Genomic DNA, 20,694 nt, shown 5'->3' with positions numbered 1-20,694 from the left:
AGGGGCCGCGGGCACTTTGTGAATCGTCCATGTCCGCCCTTCGACCCCTGCACATGAAGGTGTGTTGCCGCCGGTCCACGGGGGTGGGCGCTCGCCCGCCGGAAGCCTGAAGGCTGACGGCCGCGATCTCTTGGAGAGCCCACCACCCCGCGGGGGACGGTGGGCTTTCGAGTTTCATGGGTCGCCGCCCTCGCCTGCACCGAGGTATTTCGATGAAGTCGCCGTCCACCCGCAAGCTCACCGCCGCGCTGCTCTCGCTGCTGCTGTCCGCCGTGCCCGCGCTGGGGGGCTGCGCGAAGCCGGGGGCCGCGCAGGGCGAGCCCATCACCCTGCTCAACGTGTCGTATGACCCCACGCGCGAGCTCTACACGGAGCTCAACGCCGCCTTCGCGAAGCAGTGGGAGGCGAAGCAGGGGACGAAGGTCGTCATCAAGCAGTCCCACGGCGGCTCGGGCAAGCAGGCGCGCGCCGTCATCGACGGGCTGGACGCGGACGTGGTGACGCTGGCGCTCGCGTACGACATCGACATGCTCCACGAGAAGGGCCAGCTCATCCCCCAGGGCTGGCAGGCGCGGCTGCCGGACAACAGCTCGCCGTACACGTCCACCATCGTCTTCGTGGTGCGCAAGGGCAACCCCAAGGCCATCCGGGACTGGGAGGATCTGCTGCGCGAGGGCGTGTCCGTCATCACCCCCAACCCGAAGACGTCCGGCGGGGCGCGCTGGAACTACCTGGCCGCCTGGGGCTACGCGCTGCGCAAGGCGGGCGGTGACGAGGCGAAGGCGCGCGAGTTCATCTCCGCCCTCTTCAAGAACGTGCCGGTGCTGGACTCGGGGGCGCGCGGCGCCACCACCACCTTCGCCGAGCGCGGACTGGGTGACGTGCTCATCGCCTGGGAGAACGAGGCGTTCCTGCTCACCGAGGAGGTGGGCAAGGACAAGTTCGAGATCATCCTCCCCTCGGTGAGCATCCTCGCCGAGCCGCCGGTGGCGCTGGTGGACCGCAACGTGGACCGCAAGGGCACGCGCGCCGCGGCCGAGGCCTGGCTGCAATTCCTCTACTCGGAGGAGGGCCAGGAGCTCGCCGCGAAGCACCACTTCCGGCCCCGCTCGCGGACGGTGGCCGGGAAGCACGCCAGCCGCTTCCCCGCGGTGAGCCTCTTCACCCTCGACGAGGTGTCCGGCGGCTGGAAGCAGGCGCAGAAGAAGCACTTCGACGACGGCGGGGCCTTCGACCAGCTCTACCTCCCGCAGGCGAAGTAGGCCGGAGCCACGCACGCCATGCACAGCAGCGCACGACGCCGCGTCCTGCCGGGCTTCGGGCTGACCCTGGGGCTCAGTTGGTTCTACCTGGGCCTCATCGTCCTCCTCCCGCTGTCCGGACTCTTCCTCAAGACGTTCACCCTCTCCTGGGCGCAGTTCTTCGAGACGGTGGCCTCACCCCGCGTGCTGGCCGCGTACCGGCTCAGCTTCGGGGCGGCCTTCCTCGCCGCGCTGCTCAACGCCGTCTTCGGCCTGCTGGTGGCGTGGGTGCTGGTGCGCTACCGCTTCCCGGGCAAGGCGCTCGTGGACGCATTGGTGGACCTGCCCTTCGCCCTGCCCACCGCCGTGGCCGGGCTGACGCTCACCACGCTCTACTCGCGCAATGGCTGGTACGGGCAGCACCTGGAGGCTCTCGGCTTCCAGGTGGCCTTCACGCCCGTGGGCATCGTCATCGCGCTCACCTTCATCGGGCTGCCCTTCGTGGTGCGCACCGTGCAGCCGGTGCTGGAGGACATCGACGCCGACGTGGAGGAGGCCGCCGCCACGCTCGGCGCCACGCCCTGGCAGGTGTTCACCCGCGTCCTCTTCCCCAGCGTGCTGCCCGCCCTGCTCAGCGGCTTCACCCTCTCCTTCGCCCGCGCCATCGGCGAGTACGGCTCCGTCGTCTTCATCTCCGGCAACATGCCCATGAAGACGGAGATCGCCCCGCTGCTCATCATCACCCGGCTCGAGCAGTACGACTACGCCGGTGCCACGGCCATCGCCGGGGTGATGCTCGCGGCCTCGTTCTCGCTGCTGCTCGCCGTCAACCTGCTGCAGCGCTGGACCCACCGCCGTTTCGAGGCCCGGCCCGGATAGAGACCGCCATGCACCCCACCCCGCACGCTCCGCGCCGCGACCGGCGCACCGTTTCAGGGTCCGCGCCCGTGCGCTGGCTGCTCATCGCCGTGGCGCTCGCCTTCCTCGGCGTCTTCCTCGTCGTGCCGCTGGTGGCCGTCTTCGCCTATGCCCTGCAGAAGGGCGTGGGCGCCTACTTCGCCGCCATCCTGGAGCCCGAGGCCTGGAGCGCCATCCGCCTCACACTGCTGGCCGCCGCCATCGCCGTGCCGCTCAACCTGGTCTTCGGGCTCGCCGCCGCGTGGCTCATCGCCCGCTTCCGCTTCCCCGGCCGGGACGTGCTCCTCACGCTCATCGATCTGCCCTTCAGCGTCTCGCCCGTCATCGCGGGGCTCGTCTTCGTGCTGCTCTTCGGCAGGCAGGGGTGGCTGGGCTCATGGCTGCTGGATCACGGCATCCACATCATCTTCGCCGTGCCGGGCATCGTGCTGGCCACCGTCTTCGTGACGTTCCCCTTCGTCGTGCGCGAGGTGCTGCCCGTCATGCAGGCCCAGGGGCACGAGGAGGAGGAGGCCGCCCTGTCGCTGGGCGCGAGCGGCTGGCGCACCTTCTTTCAAATCACCCTGCCCAAGGTGAAGTGGGGCGTGCTCTACGGCGTGCTGCTGTGCAACGCGCGGGCGATGGGCGAGTTCGGCGCCGTGTCCGTCGTCTCCGGGCACGTGCGCGGAGTCACGAACACCCTGCCGCTGCACGCGGAGATTCTCTACAACGAGTACAACCTCGCCGGTGCCTTCGCCGTGGCCTCGCTGCTCACGGTGCTCGCGCTGGTGACCCTGGCCGTCAAGAAGTACGTCGAGTGGAAGGCGGAGGCCCCATGAGCGTCATCGTCGAGCAACTCACCAAACGCTTCACCGCCGGGGGTACGCCCGCCGTCTCGGACGTGTCCTTCCACGCCCCGTCCGCGGCCATCACCACCCTGCTCGGGCCCTCGGGCGCGGGCAAGTCCACCCTGCTGCGCCTCATCGCCGGGCTGGAGCTGCCGGACTCGGGCTCCGTGCGCATCGAGGGCGTGGACTGCACCCACCTGCCCGTGCAGAAGCGCGGCATCGGCGTCGTCTTCCAGAGCTACGCGCTCTTCAAGCACATGACGGTGCGCCAGAACATCGCCTTCGGGCTGGAGACGCGCCGGCTGCCCCGCTCGGACATCGAAGCGCGCGTGGACGAGATGCTGAAGCTCGTGCAGTTGGAGGAGCTGGGCAAGCGCTACCCCGGGCAGCTCTCCGGCGGACAGCGGCAGCGCGTGGCCTTCGCGCGGGCGCTCGCCATCCAACCCAAGCTGCTGCTGCTGGACGAGCCCTTCGGCGCGCTCGACAGCCGCGTGCGCATCGAGCTGCGCGAGTGGCTCCAGTCCCTGCACGAGCAGACGGGCGTCACCACCCTGCTCGTCACCCACGACCAGGAGGAGGCGCTCGAAATCTCCCAGCACGTGGTGGTGCTCTCCGATGGGCGCGTGGCCCAGGCCGGGCCGCCGGAGGAAATCTATGACCGGCCCGCCACGCCGTTCGTCGCCTCCTTCGTGGGGGGCACCAGCATCCTGCGCGGGCACGTCCACTCGGGCCGGGCCCGGGTGGGTACGCTCGTGGTGGCGGCCCCCCAGAGTGCCCGTGAGGGCGAGGCGGTCCAGGCCTTCGTCCGCCCGCATGACATCAAGCTCGCCAGGGCCGCGAACGGGGGCAACGAGCTGCACCACGAGCCGGGTCGAGCGGCTGAAGTCCGTGGGCGGTTACGTGAAGGTGCTGCTGAAGCTGCCCTCGGGAGAGACGGTCGCCGTCGAGGTCCCCCGCGCCGAGTTCGACGACCTGGGTGTCGTCGAGGGCGACCACGTCCACGCGGACGTGCGCATGGCCAAGGTGTTCCTCGGCGACTTCGCCATCTAACCCGGCCAGGCGCCGAGGACCTCCAGGGCCCGCCGGTAATAGGCATCCCGGTGGACCTTGCCGTTGTAGCCCCCGTTGATGATGCGGGTGATGTCGTCGAACCTGCCCGCGTCCGCGATCTCATTGAGACGGCGGCTCTTCCAGAACCAGCCCGCCACGCGGAAGCCCACTTCGCGGGTCGCGGCCTGCTGGGGGTTTCCCTCCAGGTCGAGGCCCAGCGCCTGCCCGGCGAGCTGGTAGTTCTTGCGGCCGGTGAGCTGGATGGGGCCCCGGCCCTTGTAGCGCACGCCATCGCCCGGCTGCGTGTTGCCCAGATCGCGGCGGCGCTCGTAGGCCTCACCGGAGGCGAGCTCCTCGAAGTAGCGGAACTCGCCGCTCTCGTGCGCCAACTGGGCCAGGAAGGCCGCCTGGCGCCGCGGGGTGTTGATCTCCACCTCGGCCATCGCCGCGTTGAGGAAGGGCAGGTACGGCTCCGCCTCCTTGACGCGCGGCATGATGGCGCGGAGCTGGGCCACCGACACCCCGCCCGTGCCCTCCGCCACCGGGGCTGGCACCGGTGGAGTGGCCTGGCCCGTGCGCCGCTCGAGTGCCTCGCGCGTGCGCGGGCCGTAGACGCCATCGGGGGACATCCTCTCGGCGGATTGGAAGGCCTTGAGGGCAGCCTCCGTCTTGGGCCCGAAGAGGCCCTCCGCCCCTTGCAGCTCCTGGGGAGACAGGTGCCCGAGCCGCACCAATATCTGCTGCAACACCGTCACCGCGGCGCTTCGTTCGCCGCGCCGCAAGCTCTCGCGCGGTACGGAGATCCGCTCCGTCGTCATCGCTCTCTGCCTTTGAATGGGGAGTTCGCGCGTGAAGACGGTGCAGCGCCGCGATTGTGAATGCGGCTCGCGGTCACTTGACCTCGGCCGACCTCAAGGGAACGTGATGCCGCGCACGGTGAGGGGGCGCGCGCCGCCCGCCTCGCCCAACTTCAGGAGGAAGGCGCCCCGCGACTGCTCCACCGTGGCCTCCGCCTCCACCACGAGCCGCGCCTGCTCTCCCGGCCCGAGGGGCCCGGACTGCCACACCCGCACCACCCGCAGCCGCACGCCGTCCGTGCTCACCAGCTCCGCCGCCTCCAGGCCCTGCGCCGTCCAGGGCAGTGCACCCTTGTTCTCCACGTCCAGCTCCACCGCCACGAGGCCCCGCATCTCGGCCCGGTAGCTGTGTGCTCCGCTTATCTGGAGCGTCCCGCCAGGGCGGTGGGTGATGTCTTTCTTGATGTCCCGCCCCAAGACGCCCATGCCCTGCCCCACCAGCCCGGCGGCGAGCACGTCCGTGAGGCCCGTGGGGCGCGGCCCCTCCGGGCGGGCGCGCGCCCGGGCCAGCTCGTCCTCGCACCGCTCGGCCCGCTCCCGCTGCTGCCCGGTCTCCTGCCAATGGGACTCGCACGAGCGCGCGTGGCGGAACACCCGCACGTGGTGCTCGGCCCGGGTGGCGTGCGGCACCAGCCGGAAGGTGACGCTGCCGGGTACCTGGGCGTCCGCGAAGCGCACCGTCAGCGTCAGCTTCCCGTCCTCGGGCAGCGCGTTGTCTGGCAGCAGTGTCACCATGCCCAGCTCCGCGTTCACCGCCACCCCCACCCGGCCTCCCTCCACCGAGACGCCCTCCGGGTGCAGGGGCGCGTCGGCGAACACCAGCGTGGTGGGCTGGCCGGGGCTGATGCGCACCGGGGGCCGCGCCCCGGCGTTCTCCGCCACCAGCTCCAGGTAGCGCGCGCCCGAGGTGTCCCAGGCCTCGGAGCGGGGCGTGGCGGGCGTGGGCGTGAGCAGCGCGAGCAGCAGGGGGGCGGTGAGCAGGGTGCACATGGGGACAACCTCCAGAGTGGCCCAGCCTGGCAGGGCCTCCGAAGTCATACCCTACCGTTTCTCCCGGCTCTCGTACCGCCAGGCCTCGCCGAAGCGCTCCACCGGGAAGATCCAGCCGCCGTTATATGTCCGGGCGGTGTCCTGGCCACTGCCCGGCTCCTTCTCCCAGCCCCAGTGCGGCCCGGACATGACCTCCAGGCACACCGGATAGGACTTGCCCTCGGGCGTGTGCGCCTGGGTGAAGCGGCCCTGCACCCGCTCGCCGAAGACCCGCTCGCCGGAGAACAGCGTGCCTCGTGGCAACTTGCCCCAGTAGTCGGCCCCCGTCAGCCGCAACGTCACCGGGCCCGGGCGTACGGTGATGATCAGGTCGGCACCTCGAATGTGCACCATGGCCCGGGAGCCGCCGTAGAGCAGGCCCAGCTCCTCCATGGCCTGCCGCGCACCGGGGGGGCACTCGGCGGGAGGAGGCAGCGGGGACGGAGGCAGCACCTGAGCGGTGGTGGCGGGGCTGGGACACCCGCTGGCCAGGGCGCAGCCGAGCACGGCCGCGCCCACCTTCTTCGAGGCCGTGGAGCCCTTCTGCTTCGGCGGGTGCGGGACAGGGGGGGCTTTGGCTGGAGTCTTCACGCGCGTCTCTTGTTGGAGCGTCGCACGGGCGACGGGCGCGGAGGTTGCCGCCGCTTCGGGCGCCGCGCCGCCGTCACCTTCTGGCCGCTTCCACGGGGAAGCCACTTCCTGGCCACCCGGCTCCAGGGTGATAGGAAAGAACTCCAGCGGTAGGCTGGCGTGGGGTGTCCGCGGCGGTGGGTTGGCGCGCACGGAGGCGTCCGGCGAGGGCCGCACGGCGAGACACACGCCAAGGCCCAGCACCAGCACGGCCCCCGCGGCTCGCGGCACCCGGCGTGGGCGTGTGGTGGGCGGCGCGGCCTCGTGCCCGGGTGGAGCCGGTGGTGTCTCCGCTGGGGCCTCGGCCTCCCGGGTTGCCTCTTCGACGGGCAGCGCGGACCGCCGTGAGGCCACCTGGGACATGCCCGCCTCGGCTGTCGTCACCTCGGGCCCCACCTCCGGCGGCTCCCACGAGACCAGGGTGGACACCTCCTCGGGCGCACGCGGCCGGCCACGCACCGGCCCCCGGGGGTAGGTGGCCAGCCGCGCATAGAGGGCCAGCAGGTCCGCCCCCTGCCACATGTCACGCTCGAGCACGGTGGTGGCGTGGTGCGGCCCCCACGCCTCGCACAGCGGCACCCGCCACGTCTCGTCCGCCTGCCGCAGTGCCTGCGTGAGGGCGGCGTCCACCGCGAGCGCGTCCGCGTACCCCTCCCCGGGCTGCTTGCGCAGCATGCGCCAGCACACCTCGCCCAACGCCCGCGGCACCCGGGGGTTGTACTCGTGCGGCACCGGCGGCTCCTGGCGCAGGATGGCGTGCACCAGCTCGCCCTCGCTGCCCAGGAAGGGCAGCCGGCCCGTGAGCACCAGGTAGAGCTCCACCCCGAGCGCCCACACGTCATCGCCCGGGCAGGCGCGCGACGCCTCCTCGCCGCGCCAGGAGCGCCACACCCGGGGGCTGAGGTAGGGCCGGGTGCCGGGGGGAAGGGCCCCCGTCACCGGTGGGGCCCCCTCGTAGGTGGCCACCCCGAAGTCCACCAGCACCAGCCGCTGCTCGCCGTACACCAGCAGGTTGGCGCCCTTCACGTCTCGGTGGACGACTCCGGCCGCGTGCACCACCGAGAGCTGGCGCGCGCCCTGGGCGAAGAGGGGCGCCACCTGGAGGGCACAGGGGTTGTTGACGCGCGTCCACACGTCCAGCGGCAGCCCGCGCACCAGGGGCATGACGAGGAAGAGGTAGAGCGGCGCGTGCTCGGGCCACACGCCCTCGTCCACCAGGGGCAGGCCGCCCGCGTGGCTGAGCTTCACCATGACGTCGCGCTCGCGCCACCCCCAGGGCGCCGAGCGCGGCAGGAAGAGGAACTTCACCGCGTACTGCTGTCCCCCGCGCGTGGCGCGGAACACCGTGCCCTGGCCCCCGGTGCCCAGCCTCGCCTCCAGCCGGTAGCCGGCCACTTCCAGCCCCGGCCCCGGCCGCCACTGCGCCAACTCGTGCGCAGGAGGCTCCACCATCTCCCCTGGCCGCCGCTGCTGCCCGCCACCGCTGTCCGTCCCGGCCTCGCTCATGCGCACCACCTCCGAGGTGGGCCAGCCTACATGACGGCGGAAGGCGTGCGAGCGCACATGCCACAGGAGAGGTCAGGCCCCCGTCCACGTCGTGGATGCGCTCCTGCCGAGTGCCTGGATCTGGCCGGCTCGGGCCAACTCCTCCCGGCATCCTCCATGACCGCCTCCACCCTGGCGTCCGGCTCCGGAATGGAAGAAGGTATGCCGTCAAACGAAGGCATGGCTCCTCCCCTGGTGGGAGCGCGCGCGCCCGAGCCCACCCAGACTCGCCGACAACGCATTTTCCGGGCCGGTAAGGCCGGCATGGACTACCTGTCCTGGATGGAGCACGCGACAGGAAGGTAGAATTTAGGGGACACTGTAGAAATGAAGCCCATTGATGAGGCCTCGGAGCCGTCCACCTCGGACAAGTCCAAAGGCCCCCCACTTGGTGAAGTGTTGGAATTCATGCGCCTGCTGTGGGCGGTGGATCACGGCCTGCAGTCCACCTCGAAGCGCATGGAGGCCACGCTCGGGCTGACCGGTCCCCAGCGGCTGGTGCTCCGGCTCGTGGGCCGCTTCCCCGGCATCACCGCGGGACGGCTCGCGCAGATCATGCACGTGCACCCCAGCACGCTGACGGGTGTGCTCAAGCGGATGGAGAAGCGCGGCCTGCTCGAGCGCAGGTCGGATCCGCTCGACGGGCGCAAGGCGCTCTTCTCCCTCACCGAGACGGGCCGCGCACTGGACGTGCCCTCCGAGGGCACCGTGGAGAACGCCGTGCAGCGCGCCATCTCCCGCATGCCCCGCCCCCGGCTGACGAGCGCCCAGGAGGTGCTGATGGCGCTCGCCCAGGAGCTGGGCGCCGGAGAGCCCCAGCCGGACAACCCCAACGGCCCCGCCGCCAGCAAGGACGACGAGCAGGTGCCGGTGGCGGAAGGTGGTGCGGCGGCGTCGAAGAGCGCCAGCCGCTGAACCTCCTCGCCTCCTGGTCAGCCGTCAAGCTTCCACCGGCGGACACCCGGGACCGGAAGCAATCCCCCTGGAAGCCGGGGGGACGCGCCGCGCGCTCGGGCCTGCTACAGAATTGGGAAATAGGCGGCCCGGCCATGGGTTGCCACGCGACCCGAGCGGACCTCACAGCGTGAACCTCGAATCCCCGCAGACCCCAGGCACGGAGCACCCGCCTCCGCCTCCCCCGCAGCCACCCGCTCTGCCGCCCGAGCCCGGAGCGGAGCCGCGCTCGCCGGGCGTGGAGCGCCTGCTCGCCGCGGTACGGGCCCGCCAGCGCCGCCAGCTCTGGTTGCAGGGCGCCTTGCTGGGCACCGCCACCCTGCTCCTCCTCGCCGTGGCGGGCGGTTTCCTGGCGCTCGCCGCCCCGGCCGCCGGCCGGTGGATGATGATGCTCTCCCCGGTGGCGGGCGCGCTCGTGGCGTGTGCCTTCGGGGTGTGGCTCTCCCTGCGCACCGTGGGCGATGACCAGCGCACCGCGCGCCTCATCGGCGAGCGCCAGCCCCAGCTCTCCCTGGACGTGCTCGCCGCGGTGGAGCTGGCGCGCGAGCGCGGCCCCCAGCCCCAGCACTCGTCGGAGCTCGCCCAGGCCTTCCTGCGGCAGATGGACCTGCGCGCCGACGAAGTGGACCCGGGCACGGTGGTGGACGCCACCCGCCTCAAGCACACGGGCCTCGCGGTGGGCGGCGTGGCGCTCGTGCTGATGGTGGTGCTGGGCCTGGCCGGCTCGTCCTGGCGCGCCGGGTTGGCCAAGGCGCTCGAGTCCGCGCGGCAGATGACGAAGCCCGAGCAGCGCGAGCCCATCACCGGCGACATCGAGCTGACGTACCGCTACCCGGCCTATACGGGACTGGCCCCGCGCACCGTGCCGGGCACCAATGGGGAGATCAGCGCACCGGCCGGCACCGAGGTGCAGCTCAAGACGCGCTCGGACCGCGAGGTGGAGCGCGCGGAGCTCGTCGTCAATGGCGAGACGCTCCCGCTCACCGTCAACGGCAAGCGCGAGCTCACCGGCACCTTCGTGACGAAGAAGAGCGGCAACTACCACTTCGTCTTCTACGCCGCGGGCCGCAAGGCCATCGCCACCGGCCCGGACATCCCGCTCAACGTGGAGGCGGACGCCCCGCCCCAGGTGAGCCTGCTCACGCCCGCGGCGGAAATCGAGATCGACCCGGGCCAGAAGGTGACGCTGAAGTACGAGGCCACGGACGACTACGGCCTCAACGGGCTGGCGCTCGTCTTCCGCACGCCGGGCGCGAAGGAGGAGACGCGCATTCCCCTGCCCCGCGAGGATGGCCGGCGCGACAAGGGCACCTATACGTGGGACCTGGGCTCGCTGAAGGTGGAGGCGGGAGACCGCATCTCCTACTACGTGGAGGCGAGGGACAACGACACGGTGGAGGGCCCCAAGCGGGGCGTGAGCCGCACGCAGGTGCTGCGCGTCTACAGCGCCGCCGAGCACCGCCGCGCCGCCCTGCAGAAGGCCGAGGCGCTCTGGGACCGCATGGTGGATCACCTGGCGGACCGGATGGAGGGCCCGGACCGGGACAAGACGAAGGACACGCAGAAGGTGACGGCGGCGCAGACGGTGGACACCAATGGCCTGACGCTGGTGGCGGACATGCGCGCGCTCGCCCAGGAGCTGAACCGCGAGCGGGACAACCCCGCCGAGCTCGTCGCCGCGCTCGTCAACGTGGCGCAGACGCTGGGCCAGAAGGTGCGCGCCACGGCGGACCTGCGGCGCATCTACCTGCGCACGCAGCACCGCCGGGTGGGCGATGACTTCGGCACCGGCGCCCGCCTGGGCGTGCTGGTGGAGGAGGAGATCGCCGAGCTGGAGAAGGACATCCTCTACCTGGAGTCGCTGCTGGACCGGCAGAAGCTGGAGGCCTTGCAGGAGCTGGCCAAACAGCTCGCCTCCGAGCGGCGCGAGCTCGCCAACCTCATCGAGCAGTACAAGCAGAACCCGGACGAGCAGGTGCGCGAGCAGGTGATGCAGCAGATTCAGGAGGTGCGCAAGCGCATCGACGAGCTGATGCAGCGCATGGCGGAGATGCGCCAGGGCATCCGGGACGAGCACCTCAACGCCGAGGCCCTTCAGGAGATGATGAAGGACCAGGACATGCAGAGCGCGCTCGACGAGGTGGAGCGGCTCATGCGCGAGGGCAAGACGGACGAGGCGCTCGCGAAGCTGCAGGAGCTGTCCATGCAGATGGACGAGATGCTCAACGGCCTGAACGAGGCGCAGGACGAGTTCGGCAACGAGCAGTACCCGGAGCTGGCGCAGAAGTTCGGCGAGTTCATGGGCGAGCTGCAGAAGACGGCGCAGGAGCAGCAGCGCGTGGCGGACGCCACCAAGGCGCTGCGCGACCAGGCGCGGCAGCAGAACAAGGACCGGCTGGCCGACAAGGGCCGGGCGATGAAGGACGAGCTGCAGCGGCAGATCGAACAGGTGCAGAAGCACTATGAGGAGCTGCGGCCCGACGAGCTCAACAGCCGGGCGTCACGTCCGCTGGAGGAGGCGCAGGCGGAGCTGGAGAACGCGAAGAACGCGCTGAAGGTGGACGACTTCGACCTGGCGGCGGAGGCGGCGCAGCGGGCCTCGGAGGCCTCGCAGCAGCTCGCCAGCTACGGCGAGCAGCAGCGCGCGCTGGACGAGCTGTACGGCAACCCGGACGAGGTGCGCCAGCAGTCGGCGGAGCTGGCCGAGCGGTTGGAGAAGGACGCGAAGTCGGTGGAGGACGTGAACCGCAAGCTGCAGTCGCTCTTCCCGCCGCCGGGCTCGCAGATGGGGCCGCAGGAGAAGCAGCAGTTGCAGCAGCTCGCGCAGGAGCAGCAGTCGCTGGAGCAGAAGGCGAGGGAGCTGCGGCAGCAGATGCAGGACATGGAGCAGATGGCGCCCATCTTCGGTCAGGAGGCGGGAGATCAGATGGATGAGATTGGCCGGCGGATGGGCGAGGCGGCGCAGCGGATGCAGGGCAAGGACGCGAACCGGGGCTACGGCGAGCAGCAGGCGGCGCTGGAGGGGCTGAAGCAATTCCAGCAGCAGATGAAGGAAAGCCAGCAGCGGGGCAAGGGCAAGGGGCGCGGGCTGCCGTTGCCGATGGGGATGGGGCGGCAGGAGGGCAACGGGAGGGATCCGCGCGAGAAGGTGGAGATTCCGGACGAGGAGGCCTACCAGGCGCCGAAGGAGTTCCGGAAGGATCTGCTGGACGCGATGAAGGAAGGGACGCCGGAGAAGTACCAGGACCAGGTGAAGCGCTACTACGAGGAGCTGGTCAAGTGATGAACCGGGTTGCGAGCACCCTCTCCCTCGTCCTGTCCCTGTTCCTCGTCACGAGCGCCCAGGCCCAGGACGCGCAGAAGGCGGAGGCGAAGGAGCGGCTGCGGAAGGTGGAAGCGGCGCTGGATGCCTGGGACGTGCCGGCGGCGCGCCGGGAGCTGCAGGCGCTGGAGGGAATCGTCCCGCAGGACGTGGAGCCGCTCAAATACTTCCAGGGCCGGGTGGCCTTCGAGGAGGGCCGCTACGACGAGGCCATCGAGCTGTTGAAGGCGGCCAACATCGAGGACAAGCCGGGCAGCTACCTGCGCCTGGCCAAGGACACGCGCGCCATCGTGAAGGACTACGCGCGCGCGGAGAGCGAGCACTTCATCTTCTACTACCCGAAGGGGAAGGACGATGTGCTGGTGCCGTACGCGCTGGAGACGCTGGAGTCCATCCACCGCGCGCTCGCCGAGGACCTGGGGCACCGGCCGCCGGGCGGCAAGATTCGCGTCGAGGTGGTGAACAACGCGCGCGAGCTGTCGAAGGTGAGCACGCTCACCTACCAGCAGATCCAGACGACGGGCACCATCGCCATCTGCAAGTTCAACAAGCTGATGGTGACGAGCCCCAAGGCGGTGGCGCGGGGCTACGACTGGCAGGACACGCTGGCGCACGAGTACATCCATCTGGTGGTGAGCCAGATGAGCCACAACACGGTGCCCATCTGGCTGCACGAGGGACTGGCGAAGTTCCTGGAGTCGCGCTGGAGGGGCAAGCCGGGGCTGGCGATGACGCCCTCGACGCAGGCGCTGCTGGGGCGGCGGGTGAAGGAGGACAAGCTCATCCCCTTCGAGAAGATGCACCCGTCCATCGCGATGCTGCCCACGGCGGAGGACGCGGCCACGGCCTTCGCCGAGGTCTACTACGCCATCGACTACGTGTACGAGACGCAGGGCAACAAGGGCCTGCGGGAGATCATCCTCGGCCTGCGCGATGGGAAGCCGGACCGCAAGGCGGTGGAGGCGGCCACGGGGATGCCCTTCGCGCTGTTCGAGAAGAACTGGCTGGCGCACATCAAGAAGCAGCCCTTCCCCAAGGAGCTGCTGCCGCCCGAGAAGGTGGTGCTGAAGGAGAACGCGAAGGACCAGGACGAGAAGAAGAAGGGGCGGGAAATCTCCTTCGGGGACTTCGCGGAGGTGACGGAGGTGCCGGCGCGCAAGTTCGCGCACCTGGGCGAGCTGATGCGCGAGCGCAACCGCATCAAGGCGGCGGCGGAGGAGTACGCCAAGGCGCACAAGCTGGTGGGCGACAAGTACGAGTCCGTGTCCAACAAGTACGCGCTGGCGCTGCTGGAGCTGCGGCGGCTGGACGAGGCGGAGAAGGTGCTGCGCGGCTCGCTGCGCGTGCACCCGGGCTCGCCGAGCACCAGCGTGCACCTGGGCCGCATCCTGCTGTTCCGCCAGGACTACCCGAAGGCCAAACAGGCCTACCTGGAGGCGCTGGCGGCGGATCCGTTCAACCCGGAGATCCACATCGCGCTCATGCGCATCCACGGGGCGCTGGGGGAGACGGCGCTCGTCACGCGGACCCGGGCGGCGAGCGTGGTGCTCACCGGCCTGAATCCCGAGGACGTGGAGGAGGTGTCCCGCGAGTTCATGCGCGAGGACAAGGAGCTCGTCGAGACCGGGGACATGGGCACACCCGCCGGCAAGGACGCCGCGCCCGCGGCTCCCGCGAAGGACGGAGGCAAATAGCCAACGGGGGGACACGAAGCCGGTTCCTCCATGCGTGCGGGTCCTCTAGTGTCCCGCCGCATGACTGTCCGGCTCCCGATCTTCGTTCTCGTTGCCGCCGTGTCCCTGCTCGCGCCCTCCGCGTGGGCCAAACCCTACCGGGCCATGGTGACCCGCACCGCGGAGACGACGCGGAGCGGGAACATGGAGCTCGGCCTGCGCTACCAGGGCTTCTTCGCCCTCGAGTCCGAGCGCTCCCTGCCCTACCAGCAGCTCTCCCCGAGCATCCGCTGGGGCATCCTCGACAACCTGGAGGCCAACGTCTATTTCGAGCTCCTCGGGCTCGGCCTGCCCGGCGACAGCGACTTCCGGCTCGCCTTCGGTGACATCCCCCTCGGCCTGCAGTGGACGTTCCTGGAGACGCGCCCCTTCGCCCTCGCGGCCTACGCGCGCGTCACCTTCCCCACCGGGCCGGACGATCAGGACGCCATTCCCCCCAACCTGTCCGACGGCACGTGGGACTACGAGGGAACGCTCGTCGGCGAGCTGCGGGTGAGCAAGGACCTGCGCTTCATGATCAACACGAGCTACCTGCACCACGGAACGCGTGACCGCGGAGCCCTCGCGGACTTCGACGTGCCGGATGCCGTGCAGGTGGGCCTCGCGGGCACGTACAACCTCGACAACTTCACCCTGGTGGGCCTGGAAGTCATCGGCCGCATCTACTTCGAGCCCGCCATCACCCCGGTGTGGACGAACAACGCCAACCAGGTGGAGATCATCCCCGTGGTGCGCCGCGAGGTGTTCCCCGGCCTGGTGCTGGAAGCGGTCGCCGGCATCGCGGTGACGCCGGACCTCTCGAACATCTACCGCTTCCGCGCCCTGGTGGGCGGCACCTACGAGTTCGACCTCGCCTCGGGCCCGCGCCTGCCCCAGGACAAGGACGACAAGCCCGCGCCGAAGAAGAAGAAGCCCTCGACCCGGAAGCGCTGATTCAGGCCTCGGCGCCCACACCCACCACCAGCGAGCCGGGCTCGGGCGAGGCCGGCTGGGGGGCCCGGGGACGGCGGGCCTCCGGGACGTGCCGGGGACGCTCGCGCCAGTCGAAGCGGTCCTTGAGCTTGAGGAACTGGCTCTCGAAGTAGCGGTGGCTCAGCGTGGCGGCCACCACGCTCACCGCCAGCGTCAGCACGAAGTAGAGCGCCACGCTCTGCCCCGGCAGCGCCTTGCGCACCACGTTGAGGGCGAGCATGTGCAGCAGGTAGACGCCGTAGCTGACCGTGCCCACGTAGCGCACCCAGGCGTGGCCCAGCACCGGCGCCAGCGGATGCGCCTCGCGGATGCAGGTGGCCACCACCAGCGCCGTCATCACCAGGGAGATGAGCCAGGTGGGCGCCTCGTGCCACACCACGACACCGGCCATCAGCACCGCCATGAGCGGCACGCTCCACGCCTGGCCCAGCACCCGGGCCACCCAGGTGAAGCCCTTGGGCGAGTGCGTCAGGTGCGCGGCCAGGCACCCCATGCAGATGGACGCCGAGATGCTGGTGAGCACGCGCCCGCCGAGCTGGTTCGCGTCCAGGTACCCCGCGGACACGGCCCAGGGCGCGCCCACCGACACCACGAGCAGCCCGCCCATGAAGAGCACCGGCACCCAGGTGCGCCGCGACAGGGCCATCACCAGGGGCCACACCAGGTAGAACTGCTCCTCGGTGGCCAGCGACCAGGCGAAGTAGAAGATGACGCGCTTGTCCGAGGCCGGCGGGACGAACCAGTTGGACGTGTAGGTGAGGAAGGCCGGCAGGTTGGAGAAGAAGTCCCCGCGCACCACCGGATCCTTCTCGGAGAGGAACACCAGCGCCGCGTACAGGCCGAGCACCGCGTAGTAGAGCGGGAAGATGCGCAGCGAGCGCCGGGCGAAGAAGCCGCGCAGCGAGATGTGCCCCGCCTTGTCGCGCTCGCGCAGCAGCAGCGTGGTGATGAGGAAGCCGCTGATCGCGAAGAAGAGCGACACGCCCAGGTAGCCCCGGCCAATCAACCCCTGGTGACTCCCCGCTACGTGGTAGGCCACCACCGCCACGATGCTCAAGCACCGCAGTCCGTCCAGTCCGGCGAAGAAGCGGGCGTTCAGGAATTGGTTGTGGGCGTTTGGCATGGAGTTCCCGGTTTGTTGGGACTCCACGTTTATCAGCGATGAAGAATTCCGGAAGAAGGAAACTTCAGTTCCAGGTGCGAAATTTTAATTACCGTACACCCGGGTCCACAAAGCCCTTGCCATGTCGGACAGCATGCGACGCCGCCCCCCATCCGTTCGTTACGGCCCCCACCCGCGCAGCGGTGCGTCTCTGCCCAAGGCGATGAAGGGTGCCCAGTAGTGCGGGTGGGGCCTGGTGGCTCGCAGCGAGAGCATGGCCTCACGCAGGGCCGTGGCCCGGCCCCGTCCGGCCAGCAAGTTGCGGTAGTAGGCCTCCATCAGCTGAGCAGTGGTGTCGTCTTTCACCTGCCACAGGCTCATCACGACGGTCTCGGCGCCTGCCACCATGAAGGCACGCCGCAGCCCGTAGACCCCCTGGCCGAGCTTGACGTCGCCTCGTCCGGTGTCGCAGGCGGAGAGGACGACCAGCTGGGTGCCCCACAGGTCGAGACCGGCCAACTCCAGGGCTGTCACCAGCGTGCTGTCGGGTGGAGGCTGGGAGGGGCTGGAGCCGGAGGACGTCAGCGCGCGCGCCCCAGCCAGGAGCAGGCCGGAGCGCAGCAGGGGCTCCGGTGGGCGCGAAGCGCGAGGATCATCGCCCAGGGCGCCGAAGTGACCGACACCGCGGGAGTGGGGTGAAGCGGGTGCGTCATCCAAGAAGAAGCCGTGGGTGGCCAGATGAAGGATGCCGGGGGTAGACAGGTGGAGCAACCGCTCCTTGTTGGCCTCGGGGCCCAGGAAGAGCTGGGCTTGGGGAAACAGGCCCTGGATGGCCTCGGCCTCCAGGCGGGTGCCAGGCAGTGGGAGGGTGGACCAGGTCCGGTGCCCCGGCTCGCGCAGAGAGGAGAAGAAGCGCTCGACGGAGGCGGAGCGCCCGGCGGGAGCTGAAGCTTCCGCGCTGTAGAGCGCGGGAGCGGGGAGCGGGGAGCTGAAGTCCGGGTCGGCCAGGACGACGACGGAGGCCGCGGGGGCACTCTCCTGGGGGCGAGGCAGCAGCTCCTTGCCGGAGGTGAGGTAGGTGAAGTCGAAGGTATCGGCGAGGAATCGCTGGCCGTCGTGGAGTGCCGCGAAGGGCACCAGGGTCAGCTGGCCGTCGGGTGAGAGAAAGAGACGGTGGGCCTTTCCCAGCAGCGGGAGCAGGGGGCGGAAGGCGAGGGTGTAGAGCGCCTGGGCGTGGGTCTGGAAGGCGGCGTCCCGGTTGGCCAGTGCGGTGCGCAGGTGCGAGGCGGCGGAGGTGATGGGCTCGGCGGGGCCCAGGTCGAGGGCGCGCGTGGTGGCATCCGGGAAGAGCACCAGCGCCAGGTAGCGCAGCTGTGCCTTGGGGGTGCCGGGTCTGGGCAGGAGCGGGCGGTCCTCATAGGTGATGAACTCGACGAGAGCGCCCCCCTTGGGAAGGGCCTGGGCGACACGGTCGACGATGTCCGCGGGAGAGGGCAGTGCGGCCAGCGCGCGCAGGGGGGCGGAGCGTCTGGCGAGGTCGGCTTCGAGGACATCCCCCTGCTCGGCGAGCTCCTGGAGCCGTTGCTGGTAGGTGGCCGGTGGGAGCGAGCCCGGGCCTTCGAGCGAGAGTTGGGCCAGCTGGGTGCGGAGTCCGCGCAAGCGCTCGAAGGTGTCGTGCTCCTGGGCACCCAGGCTTCGGTAGACAGCGCGGGAGATATCGGCGGTTTCCTCGACCGAGCGGCCCTTGAGGAGCAGGGCCGCGCTCAAGGCCAGGCGTCTGACGCGGGCGTTGTCCGGGTGGGCGCGCAGCAGCGCATAGAGGCGCTCCTCGTCGGTGCGCAGGAACTGGAGGAAGCTGGCCAGGCGCGCCTCGGAGAAGTCGAGTGCCTCCTGGCGCAGGCGCTGCTCGGACACGGAGAAGGCGCGCGTGAACAGCGGAACGGCCGCCTCGAGGCGATGCTGGGCCAGCCGGAGTGAAGCGAGGCTGTTGAGCGATTGGGCGACGGAGGGATGGTTCTTGCCGAGCGCCGCTTCCAGGATGGAGCGCGCGCGCTGGTAGAGCGGCTCGGCCCGGCCGTACAGCCCCTGCATGGCGTAGAGGCCGGCGAGGCCGTTGAGCGATTGGGCGACGTCGGGATGATTCTTGCCGACAGCCCCCTCCGAGATGGCGAGCGCGCGCTGGTAGAGCGGCTCGGCCCGGCCGTACAGCCTCTGCTTCGCGTAGAGGTCGGCGAGGTTGCTGAGGGATTGGCCGACGAGGGGATGGCTCTTGCCAAGGGCCTCTTCCCGGATGGCCAGCGCACGCTGGTAGAGCGGCTCGGCCCGGCCATACCTCCCCTGCGCCGAGGAGATGACGGCGAGGTTGTTGAGCGAGATGGCCACGCTGGGGTGGTTCTTGCCGTGGGCGGCTTCCTTGATGGCGAGGGCACGATGGTAGAGCGGCTCGGCCCGGCCATACATTCCCTGCTCATGGTAGATGTTGGCGAGGGTGGAGAGCGCGCCGGCGACGTCGGGATGATGGGCACCGAGGGCGGTTTCCCGGATGGCGAGTGCGCGCTGGGAGAGCGGCTCGGCCCGGCCGTACATCCCCTGCTCCGAGTAGAGGACGGCGAGGTTGCTGAGCGAAGTGGCCACGAGGGGATGGTTCTCGCCGAGGGCCGCTTCCCGGATGGCGAGCGCGCGCTGGGAGAGCGGCCCGGCCCGGCCGTACATCCCCTGCTGGTCGTAGAGGATGGCGAGGTTGTTGAGCGAGGTGGCGACGAGGAGATGGTCCTTGCCGAGGGCCGCTTCCCGGATGGCGAGGGCGCGCTGGTGGAGTGACTCGGCCCGGCCGTACACGCCCTGCTCCACGTAGATGTTGGCGAGGTTGTTGAGGGATTGGGCGACGTCGGGATGGTTCTTGCCGAGCGCCTCTTCCCGAACGGCGAGCCCGCGCTGAAGCAGTGGCTCGGCCCGGTCCAGGTCCCCCTGAAGCCGGTGCAACCGGCCGATCAAGTCCAGACAACTGGCGACTTCCGGATGCGAGCCCCCGAGCACCGCTTCCCGCAGCGCGAGAGCATGTTCGCCCCGCGCTACGGCCTCGGCGTACCGGCCTGCTTCGTCGAGCTTTCTTGCCTCGTCATACGCCGTCCGCGCCTCCTGCAGCCGCGCGTCCGGTTGCGGCTCACCGGCCGCCGGTCCCGCTGCACAGCATAGGGCCACCACCGCGATCCACTCGAGAATCCGCCGCATGTCACCCCCGTGAACCCGAAGCGTGCCATTTCCGGGAAACGGTGAGTGGGTAAAACCGCCGAGGAGCGTCTCTTCCAGACGGGTTGGAGGCGAAAGGGAAGCTCGCCTGTCAAGCCATGCAGGCAGGCGCACGATGCGCGCGCTGGAGTCCACCCATGGCGCCGTCATATAGGGTCCGTTGACTCATCCCCCCTGCAGCTTCCTTCTCTGGAGAGACCCATGCTGACCACCCATGCCTATGCAGCCCAGAGCGCCAAGGCCCCGCTCGCGCCCTTCTCGCTGGAGCGCCGGGAGCCCGGCCCCCAGGACGTGCTCATCGACATCCTCTACTGCGGCGTGTGCCACTCGGACATCCACCAGGCGCGTGATGAGTGGGGCGGCGCCATCTTCCCGCTCGTGCCGGGCCACGAGATCGTCGGCCGGGTGTCCAAGGCCGGCAGCGCCGTCACCCGCTTCAAGACGGGTGACGCGGTCGGCGTGGGCTGCTTCGTGGACTCCTGCCGCGACTGTGCCTCCTGCCGCAAGGGCGAGGAGCAGTACTGCGACAAGGGCATGGTGGGCACCTACAGCGACCGCGAGCGCTACAAGGACGGCGCCCCCACCTACGGCGGCTACTCCACCCGCATCACGGTGGACGAGAACTACGTGCTGCGCATCCCGGACTCGATTCCCCTGGACCGCGCCGCGCCCCTGCTGTGCGCGGGCATCACCACCTACTCGCCGCTGCGCCACTACGGAGTGAAGGCGGGCGACAAGCTCGCCGTGGTGGGCCTCGGTGGCCTCGGCCACATGGGCGTGAAGCTGGCCAAGGCCATGGGCGCGGAGGTCACCGTCCTCAGCACCTCGCCCTCCAAGCGCGAGGACGCGCTGGCCCTGGGCGCGACGCACTTCGCCGCCACGTCCGACAAGACCACCTTCAAGACCCTCGCCGGCAGGTTCGACTTCATCCTCGACACCGTCTCCGCCCCCCACGACTACAACGCCTACCTCCACCTGTTGAAGGTGGACGGCACGATGATCCTCGTCGGCGCGCCGGAGGCCCCGGCCCCGCTGGCGGCCTTCCCGCTCATCCTGCGCCGGCGCAAGCTCGGCGGCTCGCTCATCGGCGGCATCCGCGAGACGCAGGAGATGCTCGACTTCTGCGCGAAGCACAACGTGGCCTCCGACATCGAGCTCATCCCCATCCAGAAGATCAACGAGGCCTACGAGCGCATGATCAAGGGCGATGTGCGCTACCGCTTCGTGATCGACACCGCCAGCCTGCGCTAAGCGCCAGGCGCGAG

Annotated in this window: 13 protein-coding genes and 1 pseudogene; 9 read left to right on the top strand and 5 right to left on the bottom strand. The window is 70.2% G+C overall.

What is annotated here, in order from left to right; translation table 11 throughout:
• The first annotated feature begins 212 nt into the window (after positions 1-212).
• The 4 genes and pseudogenes from ACN28I_RS36125 (at position 213) to ACN28I_RS36110 (ending at position 4,036) form a co-directional block, all read left to right on the top strand.
• Positions 213-1,262, top strand: a complete 1,050-nt coding sequence (locus ACN28I_RS36125; protein WP_420946452.1) for a sulfate ABC transporter substrate-binding protein — start codon at positions 213-215, stop codon at positions 1,260-1,262.
• An 18-nt stretch (positions 1,263-1,280) separates the two neighbouring features.
• Complete coding sequence (cysT, locus tag ACN28I_RS36120; protein WP_420946451.1) at positions 1,281-2,120, top strand: sulfate ABC transporter permease subunit CysT; 840 nt, start codon at positions 1,281-1,283, stop codon at positions 2,118-2,120.
• Between the two features lie 8 nt (positions 2,121-2,128).
• On the top strand, positions 2,129-2,977 hold the full coding sequence (cysW, locus tag ACN28I_RS36115; protein ID WP_420946450.1) for a sulfate ABC transporter permease subunit CysW: 849 nt from the start codon (positions 2,129-2,131) through the stop codon (positions 2,975-2,977).
• Positions 2,974-4,036: pseudogene (locus ACN28I_RS36110) on the top strand (sulfate/molybdate ABC transporter ATP-binding protein). Before cysW ends, ACN28I_RS36110 begins: the two are co-directional and overlap by 4 nt.
• Here ACN28I_RS36110 and ACN28I_RS36105 read toward each other — a convergent pair.
• The 3 genes from ACN28I_RS36105 to ACN28I_RS36095 form a co-directional block, all read right to left on the bottom strand.
• On the bottom strand, positions 4,033-4,854 hold the full coding sequence (locus ACN28I_RS36105; protein WP_420946449.1) for a peptidoglycan-binding protein: 822 nt from the start codon (positions 4,852-4,854) through the stop codon (positions 4,033-4,035). The pseudogene ACN28I_RS36110 and the gene ACN28I_RS36105 overlap by 4 nt on opposite strands.
• Positions 4,855-4,947: 93 nt before the next feature.
• Positions 4,948-5,883: a DUF2381 family protein gene (locus ACN28I_RS36100; RefSeq protein WP_420946448.1), complete on the bottom strand. Its 936-nt coding sequence runs from the start codon at positions 5,881-5,883 to the stop codon at positions 4,948-4,950.
• Between the two features lie 51 nt (positions 5,884-5,934).
• On the bottom strand, positions 5,935-8,058 hold the full coding sequence (locus ACN28I_RS36095) for a serine/threonine protein kinase (protein WP_420946447.1): 2,124 nt from the start codon (positions 8,056-8,058) through the stop codon (positions 5,935-5,937).
• Positions 8,059-8,424: 366 nt separating this feature from the next.
• On the opposite strand from ACN28I_RS36095, the gene ACN28I_RS36090 reads away from it, so the two are divergent.
• From ACN28I_RS36090 to ACN28I_RS36075, 4 genes are all read left to right on the top strand, one after another.
• Positions 8,425-9,012 carry a MarR family winged helix-turn-helix transcriptional regulator gene (locus ACN28I_RS36090; protein WP_420946446.1) on the top strand — a complete coding sequence of 196 codons (588 nt, stop codon included), beginning with the start codon at positions 8,425-8,427 and terminating at the stop codon, positions 9,010-9,012.
• A 169-nt stretch (positions 9,013-9,181) separates the two neighbouring features.
• A complete protein-coding gene (locus tag ACN28I_RS36085; protein WP_420946445.1) occupies positions 9,182-12,334 on the top strand; it encodes a DUF4175 family protein in 3,153 nt (1,050 codons plus the stop codon).
• On the top strand, positions 12,334-14,067 hold the full coding sequence (locus ACN28I_RS36080; RefSeq protein ID WP_420946444.1) for a peptidase MA family metallohydrolase: 1,734 nt from the start codon (positions 12,334-12,336) through the stop codon (positions 14,065-14,067). Before ACN28I_RS36085 ends, ACN28I_RS36080 begins: the two co-directional genes overlap by 1 nt.
• 60 nt (positions 14,068-14,127) lie before the next feature.
• Positions 14,128-15,039: a transporter gene (locus ACN28I_RS36075; RefSeq protein WP_420946443.1), complete on the top strand. Its 912-nt coding sequence runs from the start codon at positions 14,128-14,130 to the stop codon at positions 15,037-15,039.
• A gap of 1 nt (position 15,040) precedes the next feature.
• On the opposite strand, the gene ACN28I_RS36070 is transcribed toward ACN28I_RS36075, so the two are convergent.
• Positions 15,041-16,201, bottom strand: a complete 1,161-nt coding sequence (locus tag ACN28I_RS36070) for an acyltransferase family protein (protein WP_420946442.1) — start codon at positions 16,199-16,201, stop codon at positions 15,041-15,043.
• A gap of 159 nt (positions 16,202-16,360) precedes the next feature.
• Positions 16,361-19,411 carry a tetratricopeptide repeat protein gene (locus ACN28I_RS36065; protein ID WP_420946441.1) on the bottom strand — a complete coding sequence of 1,017 codons (3,051 nt, stop codon included), beginning with the start codon at positions 19,409-19,411 and terminating at the stop codon, positions 16,361-16,363.
• 219 nt (positions 19,412-19,630) lie between these two features.
• On the opposite strand from ACN28I_RS36065, the gene ACN28I_RS36060 reads away from it, so the two are divergent.
• Positions 19,631-20,680: an NAD(P)-dependent alcohol dehydrogenase gene (locus tag ACN28I_RS36060; protein ID WP_420946440.1), complete on the top strand. Its 1,050-nt coding sequence runs from the start codon at positions 19,631-19,633 to the stop codon at positions 20,678-20,680.
• Positions 20,681-20,694: the final 14 nt, after the last annotated feature.

It is taken from the genome of Archangium gephyra, from assembly GCF_049060025.1.
Lineage (GTDB): Bacteria > Myxococcota > Myxococcia > Myxococcales > Myxococcaceae > Archangium > Archangium gephyra_A.
The sequence above is the reverse complement of the archived record's forward strand: the minus strand, read 5'-3'. Positions and strand labels throughout refer to the sequence as shown.

Excerpts from the sequence above, each read along its gene's own strand:
- ACN28I_RS36125 (WP_420946452.1), top strand. The coding sequence starts at position 213 with ATGAAGTCGCCGTCCACCCGCAAGCTCACCGCCGCGCTGCTCTCGCTG.
- cysT (WP_420946451.1), top strand. The coding sequence starts at position 1,281 with ATGCACAGCAGCGCACGACGCCGCGTCCTGCCGGGCTTCGGGCTGACC.
- cysW (WP_420946450.1), top strand. The coding sequence starts at position 2,129 with ATGCACCCCACCCCGCACGCTCCGCGCCGCGACCGGCGCACCGTTTCA.
- ACN28I_RS36105 (WP_420946449.1), bottom strand. The coding sequence starts at position 4,854 with ATGACGACGGAGCGGATCTCCGTACCGCGCGAGAGCTTGCGGCGCGGC.
- ACN28I_RS36100 (WP_420946448.1), bottom strand. The coding sequence starts at position 5,883 with ATGTGCACCCTGCTCACCGCCCCCCTGCTGCTCGCGCTGCTCACGCCC.
- ACN28I_RS36095 (WP_420946447.1), bottom strand. The coding sequence starts at position 8,058 with ATGAGCGAGGCCGGGACGGACAGCGGTGGCGGGCAGCAGCGGCGGCCA.
- ACN28I_RS36090 (WP_420946446.1), top strand. The coding sequence starts at position 8,425 with ATGAAGCCCATTGATGAGGCCTCGGAGCCGTCCACCTCGGACAAGTCC.
- ACN28I_RS36080 (WP_420946444.1), top strand. The coding sequence starts at position 12,334 with ATGAACCGGGTTGCGAGCACCCTCTCCCTCGTCCTGTCCCTGTTCCTC.
- ACN28I_RS36075 (WP_420946443.1), top strand. The coding sequence starts at position 14,128 with ATGACTGTCCGGCTCCCGATCTTCGTTCTCGTTGCCGCCGTGTCCCTG.
- ACN28I_RS36070 (WP_420946442.1), bottom strand. The coding sequence starts at position 16,201 with ATGCCAAACGCCCACAACCAATTCCTGAACGCCCGCTTCTTCGCCGGA.
- ACN28I_RS36065 (WP_420946441.1), bottom strand. The coding sequence starts at position 19,411 with ATGCGGCGGATTCTCGAGTGGATCGCGGTGGTGGCCCTATGCTGTGCA.
- ACN28I_RS36060 (WP_420946440.1), top strand. The coding sequence starts at position 19,631 with ATGCTGACCACCCATGCCTATGCAGCCCAGAGCGCCAAGGCCCCGCTC.